The following is a 16,459-nucleotide window of genomic DNA, read 5'->3' on the forward strand; positions in this document are numbered from 1 at the left end:
GTAACCGCGCTCACATGATCCGCGTCGGGGTCTTTCCAAGGTTGACCTGTAAGGTCAACATCAAGGGCATGGGGGAGGCGAGCGCGCCGGTGAGCACGGAGACGGGGACGACGTCCGAGGCGGCCGAACGGGTCCTCACGGTGCCCAACGTCCTCAGCATGGCGCGGCTCGTGGGCGTCCCGCTGTTCCTGTGGCTGGTCCTGATCGAGGCCGACTGGTGGGCGCTCGGCCTGCTGGTGGCGGCCGGGCTGTCGGACTGGCTGGACGGCAAGCTCGCGCGGGCGCTCAACCAGACGAGCAGGCTCGGCATGGTCCTGGACCCCGCCGCCGACCGGCTCTACATCCTCGCCACCCTCGTCGGGCTCACCATCCGCGAGATCATCCCGCTCTGGCTGGTCGCGCTGCTGGTCGCGCGCGAACTCGCGATCGTCCCGATCGCGCCGCTCGTCCGGCGGCTCGGCTACAACGGCACGCTCCCCGTCCACTTCATCGGCAAGACGGCGACGTTCTGCCTGCTGTACGCGTTCCCGCTGCTGCTGCTGGGCGACCACGACGGCGGCGCGGCGACCGCGGCGAAGATCATCGGATGGTCCTTCGCGATCTGGGGGACGGCCCTGTACTGGTGGGCGGCCGTCCTGTACTGGGCGCAGACGCGGCGACTCATGTCGGCCGGCCGCGGCTCGCCGCCGGGGCCGCCGGCCGGCGACGCGCCCGGTCCGCCGGGCGACCCCTCGTCCGATCCCTCGCGCGCCCCCGCCGCGGACCCCCCGGCCGGCGACCAGAAGGGAGCTGAGACCCCCCGATGAAGGCCGTCGTGATGGCGGGAGGCGAGGGGACGCGGCTGCGTCCGATGACCGCCAACCAGCCCAAGCCCCTGCTCCCGCTCGTCAACCGGCCCATCATGGAGCACGTGCTGCGCCTGCTGAAGCGGCACGGGTTCACCGAGACCGTCGTCACCGTCCAGTTCCTGGCCGCGCTCATCCGCAACTACTTCGGGGACGGCGAGGAGCTCGGCATGTCGCTGAGCTACGCCACCGAGGAGATCCCGCTCGGCACCGCCGGCAGCGTCAAGAACGCCGAGGAGGCCCTGCGCGACGACCGGTTCCTGGTCATCTCCGGCGACGCGCTCACCGACATCGACCTGACCGACATGGTGCGCTTCCACGAGGAGAACGGCGCGCTGGTCACCATCGGGCTCAAGCGGGTCCCGAACCCCCTGGAGTTCGGGATCATCATCGTGGACGACGAGGGCCGCGTGCAGCGGTTCCTGGAGAAGCCGACGTGGGGGCAGGTGTTCTCCGACACCGTCAACACCGGCATCTACGTCATGGAGCCGGAGGTCCTCGAGCACGTCGCGCCGGGGGAGTCGGTCGACTGGTCCGGCGACGTGTTCCCCAAGCTCCTCGCCGAGGGCGCGCCGCTGTTCGGGTACGTCGCCGACTGCTACTGGGAGGACGTCGGCACCCACGAGAGCTACCTGAAGGCGCAGGCCGACATGCTGTCGGGGCAGGTCGGGATCGACCTCGGCGGGTTCGAGATGTCGCCCGGCGTGTGGGTCGCCGAGGGCGCCGAGGTCGACGCCGAGGCCGTCCTGAAGGGCCCGCTCTACATCGGCGACTACGCGAAGGTCGAGGCGGGCGTCGAACTGCGCGAGTACACGGTGCTCGGCAGCAACGTGGTCGTGAAGGAGGGCGCGTTCCTGCACCGCGCCGTCGTCCACGACAACGTGTTCGTCGCGCCCTCCACGAACCTGCGCGGGTGCGTGATCGGCAAGAACACCGACATCATGACGGGCGCGCGGGTCGAGGAGGGCGCGGTCGTCGGCGACGAGTGCGTCATCGAGGCCGAGGCGTACGTGTCCAGCGGCGTGAAGGTCTACCCGTTCAAGACGATCGAGGCCGGCGCCGTCGTCAACACCAGCGTCATCTGGGAGTCGCGGGGGCAGCGCAACCTGTTCGGGCCGCGCGGCGTGTCCGGCCTGATCAACGTGGAGATCACCCCGGAGCTGGCGGTGCGGCTCGCCAGCGCCTACGCGACCACGCTGAAGAAGGGCGCCACGGTCGTCACCGGACGGGACGTGTCGCGGGCCGCCCGCACGCTCAAGCGCGCGGTGATCAGCGCGCTGACGTCCAGCGCCATCAACGTGCGCGACCTGGAGGCCGCGCCGCTGACCGTCGCCCGGTTCGAGACCGGCCGCGCCGAGTCGGCGGGCGGGATCTACATCCGCACCACGCTCGGCGACCCGCAGGGCGTCGACATCCTCTTCCTGGACCCCGGCGGCGCCGACCTGTCGCAGGCCGCGCAGCGCAAGCTCGAGCGGGTGTTCGGCCGCCAGGAGTACCGCCGCGCGTTCCCCGGCGAGATCGCCGAGCTGACCTACCCGCCGCGGGTCGTGGAGACCTACACCCGCGAGCTGCTGCGCGGCGTCGACATCAGCGGCGTCCGCGAGGCCGGGCTGAAGATCGTGCTGGACTGCGCGGGCGGGGTGTCCTCGCTCGTCCTGCCCGCCCTGCTGGGGCAGATCGGGGTGGAGGTCCTCACCCGCAACCACGGCCTGGACGAGGCCAACCCCACCGAGACCCTCGCCGAGCGGATGCGCGACCTGGAGCGGCTCGGCGAGCTGGTGTCGTCGTCGCGGGCCGCGTTCGGCGTCCGGTTCGACCCGGTGGGGGAGCGGATCTCCCTGGTGGACGAGAACGGGGAGCTGGTCGGGGACGACCGCGCGCTGCTGGTCATGCTCGACCTGGTGGCCGCCGAGCGGCGCGGCGGCCGGGTCGCGCTGCCCGTCACCACCACCCGCGTCGCCGAGCAGGTGTGCCGGTTCCACGGCGTCCAGGTCGAGTGGACCTCCACGTCGCAGGACGTCCTCACCAAGGCCGCCGCCCGGCCCGGAGTGATCTTCGCGGGGGACGGCCGCGGCGGGTTCCTCATGCCGGAGTTCAGCGGCACCGTGGACGGGATCGCGGCATTCGTACGGCTCGTCGGGCTCGTCGCCCGCACCCGGCTGACGCTCTCGCAGATCGACCGCCGCATCCCCGACGCGCACCTGCTGCGCCGCTCCGTCCCGACGCCGTGGGCCGCGAAGGGCAGCGTCATGCGGCACATCGTGGAGGCCGCGGGCGACCGGACGGTCGACACCACCGACGGCGTCCGCGTCGTCGAGGACGACGGCCGCTGGGCGCTCGTCCTGCCCGACCCGTCCGAGCCCGTCACGCACCTGTGGGCGGAGGGGCCCGACGCGGACGCCGCGCAGGCCCTGCTCGAGGAGTGGGCGGTCGTCGTGGAGCGCGCCGGGTCCTGACGCCGCCCGCCCGCGGCGCCGTGGGTCAGTCGACGGGGGAGTCGTCGGGGCTGCCGGCGGCGATGTCGGCGAGGACGCCGAGCGCCCGCGCCAGCCCGTCCGGGGGCGGCGACGCCAGCATGAGCCGGACCGCGCGCGGCGCCGCGCCGGCGCCGGCGGCGAACGCCGCGCCGGGCGTGACCGCGATCCCGCGCCGTCCCGCCGCCGCGACGAATGTCTCCGCGCGCCACGGTGCGGGCAGCTCCCACCAGCAGAAGTACGACCGCGGGTCGGCGCGGACGGTGCCGCTCCCCGCCCGCCCGTCCGCCAGCCGGGCGGCCGCGATCTGCTGCCGCTCCGCGGCGTCCGCCCGCTTCGCGCGGGCCACGGCGGCGGCCGTCCCGTCGGTGATCCAGGCGGCGGCCGCCGCCAGCGCGTACCCGGCCGGGCCCCACGCCCCCGAGCGCAGCGCGCCCGCGACGCGCCCGCGCAGGGACGGCGGCGCGACCGCGAACCCGACGCCCAGGCCGGGCGCGAGCCGCTTGGCGAGGCCGTCGACGGCGATCGTGCGCGCGGGCGCGAACGCCGCCAGCGGGGGCGGCCCGTCCTCGACCAGGAAGGACCACACCCGGTCCTCGACGGCGTGCACGCCGGTCCGCTCGAGGACGTCCGCGACCTCCGCCCGCCGCCGCGCGGGCATCGTCGTCCCGGTCGGGTTGTGCAGCGTGGGCTGCAGGAAGACGGCCGCGAACGGGGTCCTGCGGTGCGCGTCGGCGAGCGCGTCCGGGCGCAGGCCGTGCCCGTCCGCCGCGACCGGGACGAGCGCGACGCCGAGCCGCGCGGCGATCGCCTTGACCACCGGGTACGTGAGCTCCTCCACCGCCAGCCGCCCGCCCGGCGGGACCAGCGCCGCCACCGCCCCCGCGATCGCCTGCCGGCCGCCCGCGGCGAACAGCACGTCGTCCGGCGCGGGGGCCCAGCCCGGCACGGCCAGCAGGGCCGCCGCGGCGGCCCGGACGTCCGGGGTCCCGGCGACGCGGGCCGGGACGAGCGCCGCTTCGGCCGCTCGCGCCAGCCCCGGCGCCAGCAGCGCGCCCTGCCCGGGCGTCACCGGGTGCCCGACCTCCAGGTCGACCGGCGCGGCGACCGGTTCGCCCAGCGGCGGGGCGGGCGCCGGGCGGGCCGCGCGGACGAACGTGCCGCGGCCGACCTCGCCGACGACCAGCCCGCGCAGCGCCAGCTCCCGGTACACGCGGCTCGCGGTGGACGGTGCGATGCCGCGCTCGCGGGCGAACGCGCGCTGCGGCGGCAGGCGGTCGCCGGGGCGCAGCCGTCCGGCCGCGATGTCGGCGGCCACCGTGTCGGCCACGCGCCGGTAGTCGTCCATCGTCCGCCCTCGCACCGGATTGCACCGAGATCAATATCCGTATTGTGGCAGATTGCTCCGAGATTTACGATCGGTGCAACACTCACGGCAGGAGCACGGATTGATCTCGTCGACCGCGGTGGCCGCCATCGCCCTCGTCTCCCTCGGACTGGTCCTCACCCCGGGCCCGAACATGATCTACCTGGTGTCGCGCTCGATCACCCAGGGCCGCCGCGCCGGGCTGATCTCGCTCGCGGGCGTCGCGACCGGGTTCGTCGCCTACGTCCTCGCCGCGACCGCCGGGATCACCGCCGTGTTCGGGCTCGTCCCGCCCCTCTACACCGTCCTGAAGGTCGCCGGGGCGCTGTACCTGCTGTGGCTGGCCTGGCAGGCGGTCCGGCCCGGCGGCCGGTCGGCGTTCGAGCCGCAGGAGCTCCCGGCCGACCCGCCGCACCGGCTCTTCCTCATGGGCCTCGTCACGAACCTGCTCAACCCGAAGATCGCGATCCTGTACGTGTCGCTGCTGCCGCAGTTCGTCGAGCCCGAACGCGGGCACGTCGCCCTGCAGAGCCTGCTCCTCGGGCTCGTCCAGATCGGCATCGCGATCACCGTGAACGGCCTCATCATGCTCGGCGCCGGGAGCTTCGCGGCGTTCCTCGCGCGGCGGCCCGCCTGGCAGCGCGCCCAGCGGTACTTCATGGGGTCCGTGCTCGCCGGGCTCGCCCTGCACGTCGGCCTCGACCGGTCCGGCCCCGCCGTCGCCCGCCCGTAGCGGTCGACGGCGGGACCGGGACCGGCCGACCGCCATTAGACGACCGCCGTTGGACGGCCGCCGTCAGACGCCCGCCGCGACCCGCTCCGGGCCGTCCTTCGGCGCCGGCGGCGGGGACGGCGCGACCCGCAGCACCCGCGCCGCCCACCCGGGCAGCCACCAGTTCCACCGGCCGAACAGCGACACCAGCGCCGGGACCAGCAGCGCCCGCACCACGGTCGCGTCCAGCAGGATCCCGAGGCCAAGCCCCGTCGCGAAGATCTTCACCTCGATGATCGGCACGGCGGCCAGCGACGCGAACGCCAGGAACAGGACGAGCGCCGCGCTCGTCACCAGCCGTCCCGTCCGGCCGATCCCCTCGACGATCGCCGCAGAGGTGGAGCCGGTGCGGTCGTACTCCTCCCGCATCCGGGCGAGGATGAACACCTCGTAATCCATCGACAGCCCGTACAGGAACGCGAACACCATCGCCGGGACGAACGCCGCGATCGAGCCCGTCGCCGCGACGCCCCACACGAGGTCGCCGCCGTACCCGTGCTGCCAGACCAGGACGATCGCCCCGAGCACGGCCGCGAGCGACAGCAGGTTCAGCAGCACGGCCTTCGCGGCCAGCAGCAGCGACCGGAACGCCCGCGCCAGCAGGACGAACGTCAGCAGGCACACCAGCCCGAGCATGTACGGGAAGATCCCGTACACGGTGTCGGTGAAGTCCATGTCGGCGGCCGTCTCGCTCCCGACCAGCACGCCCGGCGGCACCGCGGCCCGCACGGCCGCGACGGCGGCCCTGCCGTCGTCCGTCCCGCCCTCGGCCACCGGCAGCACGGTGATCACCGCCGTGCCGTCGCGCCGCCACGCGGCCGCGTCGGGCGCCGCCACCGCCCGCACGCCCGGGACGTCGCGCAGCCGTCCGGCGACCGCCTCGGGGTCGGCGCCGCGCGGCACGAGCACGTCCACGGGCGTCAGGACGCCCGAGGGGACGCCCGCGCGCTGCAGGGCCGACAGACCCTCGCGCGCCGGGCCGGACCCGGCCAGCGCCCCGCTGTGCGCCTCGCCGAGGTTCATCCCCGCCGCCGCGAACGCGAGCGCGCCGAGCACGGCGGCGGACGCCAGGACGGCCGGGACCCGGAACCGGATCACCCGCCGCGCCCACGCCGTCCACGCCCGTCCCGCCCGGGCCCCGTCCGCGCGCCGCCGCGGCCCGATCCGGTCGAGCGCGGGCCCGGCCGTGACCAGCACGACCGGCAGCAGCGTCAGCGTCGCCAGCGCGCTCACCGCCGGAATGATCATCCCGCCGTAGGCGACGCTGCGCAGGAACCCCACCGGCACCGCCACCATCGCGATCAGCCCGATCGCGACCGCCGCCGCGCTGAACACCACCGCGCCGCCCGCCGTGGCCATCGCCCGCCGCGTCGCCTCCGCGCCGTCGTGCCCGCGCGCCCGCTCCTCCCGCCAGCGCGTGACGACCAGCAGCGAGTAGTCGACGGCCACGCCGAGGCCGATGAGCGCCACCACGAACTGCACCATGAAGTTCACCTCGGTGACGCCCGTGATCGCGTACACCAGGACGAACGAGGTCAGGATCGACACCGCCGCGATCAGCAGCGGCACGACCGCCAGCAGCGACCCGAACACGAACGCGAGCACCACCAGCGCGCCGAGCCCGCCCACGAGCGTCTCGACGAGGACGCTCGGGCCCTCGCCGCCCGCGTCCTCCTCGAGCCCGTCCATCCCGGTGATCCGCAGCGACGCGCCGTCCGGGAGGGCGGGACGCATCGCGCCCTCGAGCGCCCGCGCCGGATCCGGGCCGTCGTCCATGTCGCTCCCGCCCGGCGCCGCGTGCGGGAAGACCAGCCCGAACACGGTGCGGCCGTCGTCGCCGACGAAACCGCGGTCGCCGGTCCGCGGGTACGAGACGGCCCGGCCGCCGACCGCCGTCCCGGCCGCCGCGAACGCCTCCCGGAGCGCCGCGCGGACGGCCGGATCGTCGGCGGACGCGCCGGGCGGCAGCGTCACCACGGGGACGACGGGCTTCTCGTCGCCGCCGGAACGGTACGCCGCCGCGATCGCGGCGTTGGCGTCCCGCGCCGCCGACCCCGGCGGCGCGAAGTCCTCGGCGAGCCGGTCGGGGACCTGCGTCACGGCGAAGACGCCCGCGCACGCCGCGGCCAGCCACAGCAGCCCCACCAGGAGCCTGTGCCGGAGCACGAATCCGGAGAATCTGTTCATGCGACCACCACAGCGGCCCGCTCTCGGAACGCCGTGCGAACGCCCTCGGAGATCGCTGTGAACCGGCCGCCGGGACGGCGTTCACAGCGATCTCACAGAACTCCCACAGGATTCGCCCAGTGCGCACCCGGCGCCCGCCCAGGACACTGGTGACCGTGACGCCCCCCACGAGAATCCTCGTCGTCGACGACGAGACGTATCTGGCCGACCTCGTCTCGACCGCCCTCCGCTACGAGGGCTTCGCGACCGAGACGGCGGGCACGGGCGCCGAGGCGCTGGCCCGCGTCCGCCGGCTGCCCCCGGACCTGATCGTCCTGGACGTGATGCTCCCCGACGGGTCCGGCATCGACGCCTGCGTGCGGCTGCGCCGCGACGGCTGCCGCGCCCCCGTCGTGTTCCTCACCGCCCGCGACGCCGTCGAGGACCGGATCAAGGGCCTCACCGTCGGCGGCGACGACTACGTCACCAAGCCGTTCAGCCTCGAGGAGCTCATCGCCCGCGTCCGCGCCGTGCTGCGCCGCACCCGGCCCGCCGGGCCGGAGCCGGAGCGCATCGCGTTCGCCGACCTGGAGATCGACGAGTCCACCTACGAGGTGCGGCGGGGCGGCCGCCGCGTCGAGCTGACCCCCACCGAGTTCAAGCTGCTGCGCTACCTGACGCTGAACGCCGGACGCGTCCTCACCAAGCGGCAGATCCTCGACCACGTCTGGCAGTACGACTTCGGCGGCGGCGACGGCGTCGTGCAGACCTACGTCAGCTACCTGCGCCGCAAGCTCGACGGGCACGGCCCCCGGCTGATCCGCACCGTGCCGCGCGTCGGCTACATCATGCGCCTGCCCCGGCCGGAAGAGGGCGAGGACTGATGTCGCTGCGCAGGCGCCTCGTCCTCGTCCAGGCGGGCCTGCTCGCCCTCGGGCTCGCCATCGCCGCCGCGTCCACCTTCGCCGCCCTGTACGACTGGAAGTCCGGCGCCGAGCGGGCCCGGCTGAGCGCCGCCGGACGCGCGGCGGGGGAGATCCTCGCGGCCCGGCCCGCCGAGGGCGCGACCCCGCGGCTGCCGCCCGACGAGACCGCGCTGCCGCGCCTCTGGCGGGCCGCGGGCGAGGACGGCGGGCTGCCCCTGTACTTCCAGGTCCGCGCCCCGGACGGCGCCGTCGTGCAGACCGTCGCGCTCGCCGGGACGCCCCCGCTGCCGCGCGGCCTCCGGCCGGAACCGGTCACCCGCGGGAACCCGGACGGCGAACGGTTCGTCCGCGTCGAGGACCCCGCCGAGGAGGACGCCGCGGGCCCGTTCGGGCGCGACGCCCCCGACTGGATCGTCCGCGCCGCCTGGACGCCCGACCGCCGCGCGATCCTGGTCACCGCCATGCGCACCGGCGAGCAGGACGAGCTGTTCGGCCGCGCCCTCGGCACCCAGGTCGCCGTCACCGCCGCCGTCCTGCTCGGCGTCGGGCTGCTCGGCGGCCTCGCCGTCCGGCGCGCCACCCGGCCGCTGGCGGAGATCGCCGCGGCCGCCGGCCGCGTCGGCGCCGCCACCGGGACCGGCGGCCTCGCCCGCCGCGTCCCCGAACCCGCCCCCGCCGCCGGGACCGAGGTGCGGCGGCTCGCCGCGGCGCTCAACGCGATGCTCGCGCAGATCGAGGCCGCGTTCCGCGAGCGCGAGGAGTCCCGCGAACGGCTCCGCCGGTTCGTCGCGGACGCCTCGCACGAGCTGCGCACCCCCGTCGCGACCGTCCGCGGCTACGCCGAGCTGTTCCGGCGCGGCGCCGCCGACCGTCCCGCCGACCTGGCCACCGCGATGCGCCGCATCGAGTCCGAGGCCGCGCGGATGGGCCGGCTCGTCGACGAGATGCTGCTGCTCGCCCGCCTCGACGAGGGACGGCCCTTCGAACGCGGGCCCGTCGACCTCGCCGCGCTCGCCGCCGAGGCCGTCGCCGACGCCGCCGTCGTGGATCCCGGGCGCCCGCTGACGCTGCGCGCCGCCGGGCCGGTCGTCGTCCCGGGGGACGCCGCGCGGCTCCGCCAGGTCCTCGACAACCTCCTGGCGAACGTGCGCGCCCACACGCCCCCGGGAACCGCCGCGACCGTCCGGGTCGCCGCGCGGGACGGCGAGGCCGTCGTCGAGGTCGCGGACCGCGGGCCCGGCCTGCGGGGCGCCGGGGACCGGGTCTTCGAGCGGTTCCACCGCGGCCCGTCCGGGGACGGCGCCCCCGATCGGGCGCCCGGCCGCGCCCCGGACCACGGCGGGGCCGGGCTCGGCCTGTCCATCGTCGCCGCCGTCGCCCGCGCGCACGGCGGCCGGGCGAGCGCGGCGGACGCCCCCGGCGGCGGGGCCGTCCTGACCGTCGCGCTGCCGGCCGGGGGAGCCCGGGTGAAGGACGGGGAAACGCCCGCGGACGTGACCCTTCCGACAAGTTGATCACCCCGGGCGCGAGGACCGCCCCGGGCGCGATACGGTCGTGTCCTGAGGGGAACACGGGGGACGCGGTGAACCGGAGACCCGGCCGGTGCGTCATGACCGGAGGCGTGCCGCGCGGCGGCATGGACCTGCGATCATCGGCGGAGGTAGTTTGGGGTCTCGCCGGCCCCGGTTGACCCCTCGGGTCATACCCGCGTAAGTTGCGGCGACCGTCGGTTGCGGCGACCGTGGCGAGCGCGGGCGGTGAGTTCGGACCGTGGTCGGGGGCGGGTCCCCGGCGTGGGTTGGTTGAAGGATGCGCGTGACGCGCGCGGCTCCCGCGGCGAGCGGAGGTCCGCGAGCGGCACGCCGAGGTAGGAGGCCGAGCCGATCGATGCCGAGCGTCTACTGCACGCAGTGCGGTCACGCCAACCCGGATGATGCCCGCTTCTGCTCCTACTGCGGCACCCCGCTGACGCGGAACGCGCCGCCTCCTCGCGAGTCGCCCGGCGAGTCCACGTCCACGATCTCCATCGGGGGGATCGAGGCGCTGGACGCCGACACGGGCGCCGAGGAGCCGCCCGTCCCGTCCGACCAGATGGGCGTGGACGCGCTGCCTCCCGGCACCGCCCTGCTCGTGGTCAAGCGCGGCCCGAACGCCGGCAGCCGGTTCCTGCTCGACCAGGACCGCACCTCCTGCGGCCGGCACCCGGAGAGCGACATCTTCCTGGACGACGTGACCGTGTCCCGCAAGCACGCCGAGTTCCTGCGCCAGGGCGGGACGTTCTCCGTCCGCGACGTCGGGGCGCTGAACGGCACCTACGTCAACCGGCAGCGGATCGACCACGCCGCCCTGGCGGGCGGCGACGAGGTCCAGATCGGCAAGTTCCGGCTGGTCTTCCTCACCAATCCGCAGCACGGCTGACCGGAACCGGCGACCCGGAGGCGAACCTGACGCGGCCATGACGGGACCACGATGGGAGGGGCCTTGAACGCGCAACCGGCCAGGTCCCTGATGACGATCGGGGACGTCCTCGGGCTGCTCCGGCCCGACTTCCCCGACATCACCATCTCCAAGATCAGGTTCCTGGAGTCCGAGGGGCTGATCGAACCGCAGCGCAGCCCCTCGGGCTACCGCAAGTTCGGCGCGGGAGACGTCGAGCGCCTCCGGTTCGTCCTCACCGCGCAGCGCGACCACTACATGCCGCTGCGCGCCATCCGGCAGCACCTCGAGGCCCGCGACCGCGGCGAGCCCGTCCCGCCGCTCGGCGCCCGCCGCCCCGAGCCGGACCGGAGCCGCCCCCGCACCCTCGTCGCCGCCGACGGGACGGCCGAGACCGCCGCGGTCCGGCTCACCCGCCGCCAGCTCCTCGACGGCGCCGGGATCGACGAGGCGCTCCTCGCCCGCCTGGAGGAGTACGGGCTGATCCGCCGCCGCGGCGCCCACTACGAGGCGGAGGCCCTCACCGTCGCCCGCACCGCCGCCGCGCTCGGCGAGTACGGCTTCGAGGTGCGGCACCTGCGGGCCGTCAAGGCCGCCGCCGACCGGCAGGCCGGGCTCATCGAGCAGACCGTCGCGCCCCAGCTGCGCCGCCGCAGCCCGGACGCCCACGAGCAGGCCGCCGAGACCGCCCGCGAGATCGCCGCGCTGTCGGTGAAGCTGCACGCCGCCCTGCTGGCGGCGAGCCTCCGGGAAAGCCTCGACCACTGATCACCCCCGCCCGGCAGGATTTTGCCGCCCCCGGGGCGCGGCGTTCCGTCCGAACGTGGGTGTACGTTGGCTACAGGGCTCGGGTTTCGGGCTCGGCGGGAATCGGTCCGGCCGCATGCGGATGATCGAGACAGCGAACGAGCAGGGAGCCGCAGTGAAGCAGATGGAGGTCGTCGGCGTCCGGGTCGAGATGCCCTCCAATCAGCCGATCGTCCTGTTGAAGGAGACGGAGGGCGAGCGGTACCTGCCCATCTGGATCGGGGCCGTCGAGGCCACGGCGATCGCCTTCGCCCAGCAGGGCGTGCTGCCCGCGCGCCCCCTCACCCACGACCTGTTCCGCGACGTCCTCGACGCGCTGAGCGTCCAGCTGAGCACCGTGAACATCACCGCGCTCCGCGAGGGCATCTTTTTTGCCGACCTGGTGTTCTCCAACGGCGTCGAGGTCAGCGCCCGCCCGTCCGACTCCATCGCGCTCGCCCTGCGCACCGGCGCCACGATCTTCGCCAGCGAGGACATCCTCGAGGAGGCCGGCGTCGCCATCCCGGACGAGCAGGAGGACGAGGTCGAGAAGTTCCGGGAGTTCCTCGACACCATCACCCCCGAGGACTTCGGCCGCGCCGGCTGACCCGCGCCGCGCCCCTCGAACATTCGGCACGCCCTCCGCGCCGCCCGTCGACGCGTTCCCGCGCGGACGGACGCGCGCGCCCGCCGCTGACCCGGGCTTCACGAACCCCCTCAACGATCTTGAAAGACGCGGGGTCGTTTGCGCCGCCGGAGCGGGGTAGGTACGCCTGGGACGGGGGCGCCCGTGGGGAATGTCACTTCGCGAGGTATATTCGAGGTCTGACGCCATCGGTCGTGCATCGTCCTGGGAAGTGGCGGTTTCCGGGGGGCGTCCGGCGGGGTAGGACCGCAGTGGCGGAAAAGGTGCGCGGTTTGCCCACGTGAAGCCGGTTCATCCGGGCATGCGACGCGCCGACGGCGAACGTTGACCACACCCTGACCGGCACCTACCGTGCTGGTGGAACACCCGTGGTGTAATTCGTCAAACCCCCTTGACGAACCGGCACGGGCTGATAGAAGCCGGAGGTCCGCGTGGCGGTGAGCAGCGGCGAGGGCAAGGCCACCCCCGACAGGCACGTCGCGTCCCGGCGTGCCGGAGAGCAGGGCCTGCTCTTCGACACGCAGGTGTCGGCTCCGCCGGAGGACGTCGGCTACCGCGGCCCGACGGCCTGCTCGGCGGCGGGCATCACCTACCGTCAGCTGGACTACTGGGCCCGCACCAAACTCGTCGAGCCCAGCGTGCGGTCGGCGCACGGATCCGGCAGCCAGCGGCTGTACAGCTTCCGCGACATCCTCGTCCTCAAGGTCGTGAAGCGGCTCCTGGACACGGGCGTGTCGCTGCAGCAGATCCGCACCGCCGTGACCCACCTGCGCGACCGCGGCGTCCAGGACCTCGCGCAGATCACGCTCATGAGCGACGGCGTCAGCGTCTACGAGTGCACCTCGCCCGACGAGGTCGTCGACCTCCTCCAGGGCGGCCAGGGCGTGTTCGGCATCGCGCTCGGACGGGTGTGGCAGGAGGTCGAGGGGAGCCTCGCCGAACTGCCCGCGGAACGGGCCGCCACGAACGACCGCGGCGACCACCCCCACGACGAACTCGCCGACCGGCGGCGCGCCCGCCGCACCGGCTAGCCGCACCGGCCGGCCGTCCGGCGGCCCGGCGGGCGGCTAGAGCGCCTCCTTGCGCTGGAGGTACGCGAACGCCGCCCAGCCGGGCAGCACCGGCAGCCACAGCGTCAGCAGGCGGTAGAGCAGGACCGCCGACGCCGCCGTCTCCGCCGCCAGCCCCGAGATCGTCAGCGCCAGCGTCAGCGCCCCCTCCACGGCGCCGAGGCCGCCCGGCGTCGGCACCGCCGACCCCACCGCGTTGGCCGTCAGGAACACCACCACCACCGTCGTCCACGGCAGCGAACCGCCGAACGCGCGGATCGAGGCGTCCAGGCACAGCACGAAGCCCACTGTCAGCAGGAGCGTCCCGCCGATCCCGGTGAACAGCTTCCGCGGCGACTGCAGGACGTCCACCAGCCGCGGCACCACGCCCGAGAACATGCTGCGCAGCCGGCCGGTGACCACCCGCCGCACCCGCGGGACCGTCAGCGTCAGCCCCGCGACCAGCCCGAGCAGCAGCACCGCGATCACGACGGTGCGGGACGGCGCCAGGTCCTGCGTCGCGGTGCCCGTCGAACCGGTCAGGAAGCCGAACAGCACCAGCAGCAGGACGTGCGCCACCAGCCCGACGAGCTGGGACGCGCCGACGCTCGCCACCGCCGGGCCCGGCCGGACGCCCGACCGCTGCAGGTACCGGGTGTTGACCGCGACGCCGCCGACCGCCGCCGGCGCCACCAGCTTCACGAACGACGCCGCGACCTGCACCAGCACCGTCCGCCACAGGGGGAGCCGTTCGGGGACGAAGCCCATCAGCATGAACGCCGCCGCCAGGTAGGTCAGCCCCGCCGCGCCGAGCGCCACCCCCGCCCACCACCAGGTCGCCTTCGCGAACAGCTGCACCAGGTCGACGCTGCCGAACTGCGGGATCACGATGTAGGCGGCGATCGACAGCGCCACGATGCTGAAGATCGTCCGCGGCCGGAACCGCTCCAGCCGAACGGGCGCGGCCTCCGACTCGGGCTTCAGCCGGACGATCTCGTCCCGGATGCGGGGCAGCAGGTCCCGGTCCCGCCGAACCGCCTGCCGCGTCGCCCGCGACAGCGCCACCCGCTGCAGCATCGGCACCGCCGCTGCCAGCGCCTCCTCGCCGAGCACCGGCACCGCGGTCCGCACGGCGCGCTCCGGGCCGGCCCGCAGCGCCAGGGTGGTGAGCAGCTGCGCGAGGTCGAGCCGCAGCGCCAGGTCGCCCGCCGCGATCTCCCCCGACCACAGGTCGACGAGGTGGGCGGCGCCGTCGTCGCCGACCAGGACCGCGTCCTCCTCCAGCCGGCGGTGCGCCAGCCGGCCCTTCTGCAGCCGCCCGAACTGCCGCCACACGTCCGTCAGCAGCTCGTCGGTGATCTCCTCCGCGGGGACGTCCCGCAGCCGCCGCCCCGGCACGTGCTCGTACGCGAGCAGCGCCGCCTGCGTCCCCACCTCGAGCGTGCCGACCAGCCGCGGGGTCCGGGCGCCCGCCGCGGCGGCGGCGTACGCGGTGAGCGACTCCTGCTCCAGCGACCGGCGCAGCGACCGCAGCGTCCGCCCGGCCGTGGTGCGCCGCAGCCGCAGCATCCGCCACAGCCGGTACGGCAGCCCGGCGGTCTGCTGGTCGCGGTCCAGGACCCGCAGCTCCAGATCCCAGCCGCCGGAGCCGTCCCCGGGCGCCGGGAGCGGGCCGTCCCCGGCGGGAGAGGCGGCCAGCACGACGCCGTAGCGGCGCGCATCCTCGCCGCCGTCCGCGGGATCGTCGAGCCGCGCCGCCCGCCGCGGGCACAGCCCCAGCCGCTCCAGGGCCGTCACCACCGTCATGCCGGTCGGGCGCGGGTTCGGGGTGCCGACCGCGTACAGGGTGCCGTGCCCGATCGCGCGGCCCAGGAAGTACGTCGCCGCGAGCGCCGACACCGACGCGTAGGCGGCGGTCAGGCCGGTGAGCGCGGCCAGCCCGATCATGGACCAGGTGGCCGTCTGCCAGCGGGTCCGCCCGGCCATCCCGACCACGCTGACGAACGCGATCACGGGGGCGATGTCGGTGTGCACGGGGGCCGTGTCGGTGCCGCCCCAGATCAGCGAGTCCAGCACGCCGCCGGGCGCGGCCTGCACGACCAGGTCGTCCAGGGTGATCGTGACGGCGAACGCGATCATCGCGGCGAGCAGCGCGATGGCGACCCGCATGCCGTCCTTGTGGAACAGCCGCTCGACGGCGAACGCGATCGGGACGGCCAGCACGCCGAAGCTCGACGCCAGGGTGGCCAGCGCCAGCAGCAGCTCGGGCGCGTGGGCGGTGCCCTCGGCGATGTCGGTCTGGATGCCGTGCGTGGTCTGCTGCGCGAACGACACCAGCAGCATGACCGCGGCCAGCCCGGCGCAGGAGACGCCGAACCGGATGGCGTCGGACGGACGGCGGATGCGGTCCGGCTGCGCGGGCTCGTCGACCGGCACGCCCGCGGACGCGCCCCGCCTCGGGCGCACCGCCTCATCGTGCGTCCGCGTCACCCGTCGCCGCCCCGGCCGTCCGTCGTCTCGATCAACGCTGCCGTGATCAGCGTCCCAGAACCGGCCGCGCTCGGTCGAGCGGCGGACCCCCGTCCGGCCGTCGCTCCGTCCACCCGTCGCCCCTCGTCGTCCGTCCCGTCGCGTCCCCGGCGGGACGGTCATATCGTACTGTCCGGGGTACTCGCCGGTACGGCGCCGTCGCCGAGGTCACGGCGGTGAACATCCCGTTACGGGACCGGGACGATCGCGGGCCGTCGCGGTTGGGTAGGGTTTGTCCCGGACATGCCGTCGACCCTGTGCGGGAGAGACCTCACGCAGCCGGCGTGGGGCGCCGAAGGGGCAACCTCCCCGGAACCTCTCAGGCAAAAGGACCGCTCGGGCGAGGCACCTCTGGAAAGCAGGCGTCGATCCCGGCGGAACGGGAACGGCGGCTCACCGAAGGGGAAAACCCCGCGCGCGGGTGAAGCTCTCAGGTGCCGATGACAGAGGGGGAGACCGGCCGT

Annotated in this window: 12 protein-coding genes and 2 riboswitches; of the genes, 9 read left to right on the forward strand and 3 right to left on the reverse strand. The window is 74.9% G+C overall.

The annotated features are described in order from the left end of the window. Positions 1–68: 68 nt before the first annotated feature. Both clsA and AB0L25_RS35420 read left to right on the forward strand, forming a co-directional pair. Entirely contained in the window at positions 69–806 is a 738-nt protein-coding gene (gene clsA / locus AB0L25_RS35415) for a cardiolipin synthase ClsA (RefSeq protein ID WP_500177295.1), read from the forward strand. Next, entirely contained in the window at positions 803–3,301 is a 2,499-nt protein-coding gene (locus AB0L25_RS35420; RefSeq protein WP_500177297.1) for a sugar phosphate nucleotidyltransferase, read from the forward strand. Before clsA ends, AB0L25_RS35420 begins: the two co-directional genes overlap by 4 nt. A 25-nt stretch (positions 3,302–3,326) precedes the next feature. Here AB0L25_RS35420 and AB0L25_RS35425 read toward each other — a convergent pair whose 3' ends face one another. Next, positions 3,327–4,667, reverse strand: coding sequence for an aminotransferase-like domain-containing protein (locus tag AB0L25_RS35425; RefSeq protein ID WP_500177299.1), 1,341 nt, complete (start codon positions 4,665–4,667; stop codon positions 3,327–3,329). 100 nt (positions 4,668–4,767) lie between these two features. On the opposite strand from AB0L25_RS35425, the gene AB0L25_RS35430 reads away from it, so the two are divergent. After that, complete coding sequence (locus tag AB0L25_RS35430; protein WP_500177301.1) at positions 4,768–5,418, forward strand: LysE family translocator; 651 nt, start codon at positions 4,768–4,770, stop codon at positions 5,416–5,418. Between the two features lie 63 nt (positions 5,419–5,481). On the opposite strand, the gene AB0L25_RS35435 is transcribed toward AB0L25_RS35430, so the two are convergent. Beyond that, entirely contained in the window at positions 5,482–7,644 is a 2,163-nt protein-coding gene (locus AB0L25_RS35435) for an MMPL family transporter (protein ID WP_500177303.1), read from the reverse strand. A gap of 149 nt (positions 7,645–7,793) precedes the next feature. Between AB0L25_RS35435 and AB0L25_RS35440 the strand changes: the two genes are divergently transcribed. From AB0L25_RS35440 to AB0L25_RS35465, 6 genes are all read left to right on the forward strand, one after another. Continuing rightward, a complete protein-coding gene (locus AB0L25_RS35440; protein WP_500177304.1) occupies positions 7,794–8,507 on the forward strand; it encodes a response regulator transcription factor in 714 nt (237 codons plus the stop codon). Then, positions 8,507–10,063, forward strand: coding sequence for a sensor histidine kinase (locus tag AB0L25_RS35445; protein WP_500177305.1), 1,557 nt, complete (start codon positions 8,507–8,509; stop codon positions 10,061–10,063). Before AB0L25_RS35440 ends, AB0L25_RS35445 begins: the two co-directional genes overlap by 1 nt. Before the next feature lie 373 nt (positions 10,064–10,436). Continuing rightward, entirely contained in the window at positions 10,437–10,967 is a 531-nt protein-coding gene (locus AB0L25_RS35450; RefSeq protein ID WP_500177307.1) for an FHA domain-containing protein, read from the forward strand. Positions 10,968–11,030: 63 nt separating this feature from the next. Further along, positions 11,031–11,753, forward strand: a complete 723-nt coding sequence (gene ftsR / locus AB0L25_RS35455) for a transcriptional regulator FtsR (RefSeq protein ID WP_500177309.1) — start codon at positions 11,031–11,033, stop codon at positions 11,751–11,753. Positions 11,754–11,907: 154 nt separating this feature from the next. Further along, entirely contained in the window at positions 11,908–12,378 is a 471-nt protein-coding gene (locus AB0L25_RS35460) for a bifunctional nuclease family protein (protein ID WP_026406115.1), read from the forward strand. Positions 12,379–12,848: 470 nt separating this feature from the next. Then, on the forward strand, positions 12,849–13,448 hold the full coding sequence (locus AB0L25_RS35465; RefSeq protein ID WP_500177311.1) for a MerR family transcriptional regulator: 600 nt from the start codon (positions 12,849–12,851) through the stop codon (positions 13,446–13,448). A gap of 36 nt (positions 13,449–13,484) precedes the next feature. Here the strand turns inward: AB0L25_RS35465 and AB0L25_RS35470 are convergent, their stop codons facing one another. Further along, the gene (locus tag AB0L25_RS35470) at positions 13,485–15,932 is read right to left on the reverse strand and encodes a flippase-like domain-containing protein (RefSeq protein ID WP_500177313.1); all 2,448 of its coding nucleotides are present in this window, start codon (positions 15,930–15,932) and stop codon (positions 13,485–13,487) included. A 313-nt stretch (positions 15,933–16,245) separates the two neighbouring features. Further along, a riboswitch (glycine riboswitch) is annotated at positions 16,246–16,340 on the forward strand. After that, positions 16,341–16,452: riboswitch (glycine riboswitch) on the forward strand. Positions 16,453–16,459 lie beyond the last annotated feature (7 nt).

The organism is Spirillospora sp. NPDC052242, assembly GCF_040679555.1.
Taxonomy (GTDB): domain Bacteria; phylum Actinomycetota; class Actinomycetes; order Streptosporangiales; family Streptosporangiaceae; genus Spirillospora.

Excerpts from the sequence above, each read along its gene's own strand:
- clsA (WP_500177295.1), top strand. The coding sequence starts at position 69 with ATGGGGGAGGCGAGCGCGCCGGTGAGCACGGAGACGGGGACGACGTCC.
- AB0L25_RS35420 (WP_500177297.1), top strand. The coding sequence starts at position 803 with ATGAAGGCCGTCGTGATGGCGGGAGGCGAGGGGACGCGGCTGCGTCCG.
- AB0L25_RS35425 (WP_500177299.1), bottom strand. The coding sequence starts at position 4,667 with ATGGACGACTACCGGCGCGTGGCCGACACGGTGGCCGCCGACATCGCG.
- AB0L25_RS35435 (WP_500177303.1), bottom strand. The coding sequence starts at position 7,644 with ATGAACAGATTCTCCGGATTCGTGCTCCGGCACAGGCTCCTGGTGGGG.
- AB0L25_RS35445 (WP_500177305.1), top strand. The coding sequence starts at position 8,507 with ATGTCGCTGCGCAGGCGCCTCGTCCTCGTCCAGGCGGGCCTGCTCGCC.
- AB0L25_RS35450 (WP_500177307.1), top strand. The coding sequence starts at position 10,437 with ATGCCGAGCGTCTACTGCACGCAGTGCGGTCACGCCAACCCGGATGAT.